Annotated in this window: 6 protein-coding genes; 3 read left to right on the top strand and 3 right to left on the bottom strand. The window is 39.0% G+C overall.

Annotation, left to right across the window (positions count from 1 at the left end; genetic code table 11):
• The first annotated feature begins 110 nt into the window (after positions 1-110).
• The gene (gene msrA, locus GNE10_RS30930) at positions 111-779 is read left to right on the top strand and encodes a peptide-methionine (S)-S-oxide reductase MsrA (RefSeq protein ID WP_185569685.1); all 669 of its coding nucleotides are present in this window, start codon (positions 111-113) and stop codon (positions 777-779) included.
• A 79-nt stretch (positions 780-858) separates the two neighbouring features.
• Here the strand turns inward: msrA and GNE10_RS30925 are convergent, their stop codons facing one another.
• Positions 859-2,052 carry a serine/threonine-protein kinase gene (locus GNE10_RS30925; protein WP_185569684.1) on the bottom strand — a complete coding sequence of 398 codons (1,194 nt, stop codon included), beginning with the start codon at positions 2,050-2,052 and terminating at the stop codon, positions 859-861.
• Between the two features lie 492 nt (positions 2,053-2,544).
• Here GNE10_RS30925 and GNE10_RS30920 point away from each other — a divergent pair, with 492 nt between their 5' ends.
• Complete coding sequence (locus GNE10_RS30920; RefSeq protein WP_260447098.1) at positions 2,545-2,886, top strand: type II toxin-antitoxin system RelE/ParE family toxin; 342 nt, start codon at positions 2,545-2,547, stop codon at positions 2,884-2,886.
• Between the two features lie 24 nt (positions 2,887-2,910).
• Positions 2,911-3,990, top strand: coding sequence for a HigA family addiction module antitoxin (locus GNE10_RS30915; RefSeq protein WP_185569683.1), 1,080 nt, complete (start codon positions 2,911-2,913; stop codon positions 3,988-3,990).
• Here the strand turns inward: GNE10_RS30915 and rfbB are convergent.
• Both rfbB and GNE10_RS30905 read right to left on the bottom strand, forming a co-directional pair.
• On the bottom strand, positions 3,975-5,042 hold the full coding sequence (gene rfbB, locus GNE10_RS30910) for a dTDP-glucose 4,6-dehydratase (RefSeq protein ID WP_185569681.1): 1,068 nt from the start codon (positions 5,040-5,042) through the stop codon (positions 3,975-3,977). The genes GNE10_RS30915 and rfbB overlap by 16 nt on opposite strands.
• A gap of 32 nt (positions 5,043-5,074) precedes the next feature.
• Complete coding sequence (locus GNE10_RS30905) at positions 5,075-6,076, bottom strand: glycosyltransferase (RefSeq protein ID WP_185569679.1); 1,002 nt, start codon at positions 6,074-6,076, stop codon at positions 5,075-5,077.
• Positions 6,077-6,114 lie beyond the last annotated feature (38 nt).

Raw genomic sequence — 6,114 nt, 5'->3', positions numbered from 1 at the left:
CACCACTACACCTCTGGTGAGGATTCTACGAAAATGCCAAGCGATCGCCAAAATCTTTACAGCGTTAAAATATTAAATAAGGTAAAGATATATATTCAGAGTCAAAATCAATGGCACTATTCGGATTTGGCAAAAAACAAAATATGCCCACACCTGAGGAAGCTTTACCAGGAAGGGCGCAGTCTATGTCAGTACCAGCTCATCATTATGTCAATAAAAATCCTCTAAAACCTCCTTACCCTGATGGATTAGAAAAAGCATTATTTGGTTTGGGCTGTTTTTGGGGCGCAGAACGCAAATTCTGGCAACTCAAAGGAGTTTACACCACCGCAGTGGGTTACGCTGCCGGTTTCACACCAAATCCCACCTATGAAGAAGTGTGTAGTGGAAGAACCGGTCACAACGAAGTGGTTTTGGTTGTATTCGATCCCAAAGTAGTTAGTTACTCAGAATTACTGAAAGTCTTCTGGGAAAGCCACAATCCCACCCAAGGTATGCGCCAAGGTAACGATGTTGGCACTCAGTACCGTTCGGGAATTTATGTATACTCCGAAAATCAAAAACAGCAAGCACAAGCATCGCTGGAAGCTTATCAGCAAGCCCTTAATAAAGCAGGCTACGGCAAGATAACCACAGAAATCTTAGATGCACCAGAATTCTACTACGCGGAAGCCTACCATCAGCAATACTTAGCGAAAAATCCCAATGGCTACTGCGGTTTAGGAGGAACAAATGTTTCTTGTCCCATTGGTGTAGTTGAATCCCAAGTGACTGGTTAATGGGGACTGAGGGTAGAGGAGCGGGGAGATAATTTTTAACTCCTAACTCCTCACTCCTAACTCCCAATTCCCATAGCCACTAAAATGCAGATTTAATTAAAGCGATCGCTCTCAGCCACAACATAATACTAATGGGCGCACCAATTAAAATACCAGCGATCGCCCAGCCTCTTTGGTGCGCTTTGAAGTGTTCAATATTCCGCCACTGTCTACTTTTCCAAGCCCATTCATTGCCTTTAGCACCAAGAGCTATGGCCATTACCCACCAACCGTGAGGTATAAAACAGAATAATCCATACCACACTTGGTTAGTCCACATCCATAACCAAGGCATGAGAAACGCTCCCCAATTCCAACCGAGAATTTCCTCTGGCACTGTTTCATTGTGATTGTTGATACCGCATCCAGAGTTGTTAATAATTTCTTTTGGCGGTAAAAGCTGATAGTTGTTTGCAGATTTGACAACCAGACCAGATTTGAGAGCTTTTATGGCTTGGCGGGCATTAGTAAATCGTTGTTCTGGTGCGGGTTCTACCAATTTTTCTAGCCAACTGATAAAACTGGGACTGAGGTTAACACGATTTGCAAATTGCAATCGTAAATCCTGCTGGGGTAAATCAGATGGGGGAATTCCAGTTAGCAAATGAATTAAAGTCGCCCCCAATGCATAAAGATCGGAAGCTGCTACCGCACGTCCCCCAAATTGTTCCATTGGCGCATAGCCATAAGTACCAACAACAGTAAAAGTAACGCCTTCTTTTGCTGCTTTATCTTGAACTGCGCCAAAATCAACTAAATAAATTCGATTATCTTCGCCCCAAATTAAATTACTTGGTTTAATATCTCGATGCAATACTCCTGGATTCAATTCATGCAAATACGTAAGAATATTTAATACTTCAACGGCAATTTTTTTAGCTCGTTTTTCACTAAACCTTTTACCACTGACAAGTTTATCCTTGAGTGATTCACCAGGGATATACTGTTGTATTAAACCAAACCAGAGAGTGCGATCGTCAATACAAAAATAATCTATATATTGGGGGATGCGCGGATGATTTAGCTGTTTGAGGATTTGCGCTTCCCTCTCAAAAAGTTTCAAATCATCCCACTGCACAGTACCACCAAAGGCCAAAAGTTTGACCACAACAGTGGAATTCTCTTCAGTCTCAGCTTGTAAATCCAATGCTAGCCAAGTTTGACGAATTCCATTGTTACCGAGTTGGCGTTGAATTTGATAACGCCCTTGTAATATCTGTTCTACTTGCAGCATCTGACACCTGCTGGCAATTTACGCTAATCTCTTCCCTTACTATTCAAGGATAGTCATTATCTAGAGAAACTGTGGGAGCAATCTATAACTGTCTTATTAGACTGTCGTGGATTTAATAGACTTCTCGCAAAAAAAATCGATTTCTCACAGAGATAAAAGTCAGGAGTCAGGAGTTATTCTCTTTGTCTCCCTTGTCCCGCCATATAAATGACTTTTGCAACAGACTCAATTTGTATAAGTGGGTTGAAAAGATGCTTTGTATAACTTGCCGTTAATTCAAGCATATAGTATAATTGTACTATATAATTAATAGAAAAACTATCGAGTTCAAGTAAAATACACTCTTGAAAAAAATAGCAAAGCCCTTTAGAGAATGGGTTTGTGTTAAATTTGAATACCACCTGAAAAACTTTACAAACAGCTTAAATCTCTTGTTGCAATAAGATTTACAATTAAAATATCAGTTATTCACCCCAAGACTGAAGTCAGTTATTGTATAATGCAGAATCCAATGCATTTAACTTGGGGGAAGCTTTGCGTTTTCACTTTAAAAAAAAGAAACTCGAAGCACTTTACACAGAAGAAAAAGATGCTCATAAATACCCAGGTGTGGTTGATGACTTTTTTGAAGTCATGGCTATTATTGATGCTGCTGTAGATGAGCGAGATTTATATGCTCACAAAGGATTAAGATTTGAGAAGTTGTCAGGAAAACGAGGAAAAAAAGGACAGCGTTCTCTACGTTTAAATAACCAGTGGCGTCTAATTGTGACACTGCATGAGGATAAACAGGGAAACCATCTCACAATAATCGATATCGAAGACTACCACTAAGTAGGGCAGTAGGGAGACAGGAATATGAGCCAGAACCTAGCACCAGCAAGAGTACCAACACCAGGAAAAATTTTAAGTCGAGAATTAGAAGCCCGTGGCTGGACACAGAAAGATTTAGCAGAAATTATGGGGCGTCCAGTTCAAACTATCAATGAAATTATCCGTGGAAGCAAACAAATTACACCAGAAACGGCTATCGAACTCTCCCAAGCCTTGGGTACTTCTCCAGAGTTCTGGACAAACCTGGAAGCCAAGTATCGACTTCATTTAGTGGGAAAAGAAAAAAAGGAGCAAGATATAGCTCGTAAAAGCCGATTGTATACAATTGCTCCTATATCTGAACTAATTAAAAATAAATGGATTCAAGCAGCAGATTCTATTGATGAATTGGAACGCCAAGTCTGTGATTTTTTCGGCGTATCTTCTTTAGATGAAACACACCAACTAGATGTTAATTTCCGTTGTTCTGAGTATCGACAACCAGAGATAACTTCTCGCATAGCTTGGATAAAACGAGTTGAAAACCTAGCAAAACAACAAACAGTTGCTAGCTTTGAACGCAAAAAATTAGAGACTGCTATCCCTGAAATTCTTGCTTGTGCTCAAGAAGTAGAAAGTGTGGTGCGGATTCCTCAATTGTTAACAGATTTAGGTGTACATTTTCTAATTGTGCCGCATTTAAGCAAAACCTACTTAGATGGAGCAGCCTTTTATTTAAACAGCAATCCTGTTATCGCTTTAACATTAAGATATGACAGGATAGATTCATTTTGGTTCACTCTTATGCATGAGTTAGCACATATTGTTTTAGGACATCAAGGAGCTTATTTTGATAACTTGGATGCGTTAGAAGACAACGATAAAGAAATGGAAGCTAATGAAAAAGCTGCTGGCTGGTTAATAAATCCCCAGACATTAAATGAATTTATTATTAGAAGTAAAAAAGTATTTTCTCGTAAAGCCATTGAAGAATTTTCTCACAGTCAAAATAGACATCCAGGCATAATTATTGGCCGCTTACATCATGATAATTTAATTCCACATAAAAATATGAGATCGTTACTAGTTAGAGTTAGTCCGATTTTAGGTCATTTTACAGAATAATTTTTCCGATAATAAGCTTGGTATTCCGCAGATAATAAAGGTTCCCACCAATCACGATGAGTGAGATACCACTCAACAGTTAAACGTAGACCTTCGGCAATTGTAACTGAAGGTGTCCAACCAAGTTGAGTTTTGATTTTATCGGCGTTAATTGCATATCTTCTATCGTGTCCTGGTCTATCCTTCACAAAAGTAATTAACTGTTTGGCTGGATGCACTGGTAAATCGGGTGCTAATTCATCCATCATTTGGCATAAAAGCTCCACGAGGGTAATATTTTCCACCTCATTATTGCCACCAATATTGTATGTTTCCCCTGGGTTACCAGAATTTATGACTACATCTAATGCCCGACAATGATCGCCCACATAAAGCCAATCTCTGACATTTTTACCATCGCCATAAACAGGTAATGGTTTACCAATTAAGGTGTTGATACACATTAAGGGAATCAGCTTTTCTGGAAACTGATAGGAACCATAATTATTAGAACAATTTGTAATAATTGTCGGCAGTTTATATGTATGATAATAAGCACGGACTAAGTGGTCGCTACCAGCTTTAGAAGCAGAATAGGGACTATTGGGAGCGTAGGGCGTAGTTTCAGAAAAAGCTGCATCATCTGGGCCTAAACTACCGTAGACTTCATCAGTAGAAACGTGCAAGAAACGATAATTTGATGGCTGTGCTTTTGCTTGCCAATGTTGGCGAAAAGCTTCGAGGAGAGTGAAAGTTCCTACCACATTAGTTTGTACAAAAGCACCAGGGCCGAGAATCGAGCGATCAACATGGGATTCAGCAGCAAAATGAGCGATGGTGTCAATATTTTCAGTTAATAATAAATTATCTATGAGGGGGCGATCGCAAATATCTCCCTGCACAAACCGAAAATTTTCTCTTCCCTCAACAGATTTCAAATTCAAGGGATTTCCTGCATAAGTTAGAGCATCCAACACCACCACTCGGTCATCTGGATAAGCTTGACACCAATGATGTACAAAATTCGCTCCAATAAACCCCGCACCCCCCGTCACCAATAATCGCCGACTCATCCAGTTTCCTCTCTTCTTTAGTTGCGGTTAGCTTATTTAAACTTTAAATATTGTTTTTTCAGCTTACCATATATCCTCTGTGCCCGTAATTTAGTCATACGAATTTTGGTCAAACTCTTAATATTAGATGGCTGCTGCATTTTGTGGTCAAAAAATACATTTAATTCATCCAAAATTACTTGCAGACGCTTAATAATATTTTTAGTTCGATACTCGGCAAAAAAATCTTGATTCAATGTAACGGCTACTGAAGAATCAAGTACTTTGAGAATACGTTGCACATCATATTCTAGTGAATATCCAGCGATTTTATAGCAATTAAATCCAGGATCTAAATAATCTGACAATCCACCATTCACACTAGAAAATACCTGACATCCACAGGCAAGGGCTTCCATTGGTTGCAGTCCAAATCCTTCACTAACACCTTGCTGTGCCCAGTATTCAGCAGAATCATAAAGGTAGACCTTTGCTCGGTTGAATAATCCAGGTAAATCTTCGACATAAGAATCGACAACGAAAACATTACAATGCTTTTGTAATTCTGGAATCAATTCTTTGATTAAATACTCAGAAGATTTTCGAGCCTGAACTAAAACATCAATATCTCGCGCCTGACCTAAATTTTTAAATTCATCAGAAATTTGATTTGGCAAATAATAAATCAAAGAATGGGGTGATTTTTCTCCCCAATATCCCATTGTATAGCGACTAACAGCAACAATCGGAATACTTGCGGGTAGTTTAAATGGATAACCTGGGCTATGTGCGTGGTAAACAACATTGTATTGTTTCAGTTTAGAAACAAGTTGAGGTACATCAAATCCCCAATTGATTACAAAAATCGCTTCATTGAGATTTTTTTGTTGAAGCAAATCATCAATAAATTGCTTACCTGTTTCCCGTTGACGATAAGTAACAACATCTGCGCTACAAATTTGCTGAACCAAATTAACTGTTTTCAATTCTGCCCAAAGACCACCGCAGGCAAATTTACCATCTGTACCAGGAAGTAAGAAGTAAAGTTTTCTCATAATTTATTTTCTTAGGGAAGTGGGGAGGTGGGGAGAGA

The sequence above is a fragment of the Nostoc sp. 2RC genome (genome assembly GCF_014222165.1).
In the GTDB taxonomy this organism is placed as follows: Bacteria; Cyanobacteriota; Cyanobacteriia; order Cyanobacteriales; family Nostocaceae; genus Nostoc; species Nostoc linckia.
This window is presented reverse-complemented; position numbering and strand designations above follow the sequence as displayed.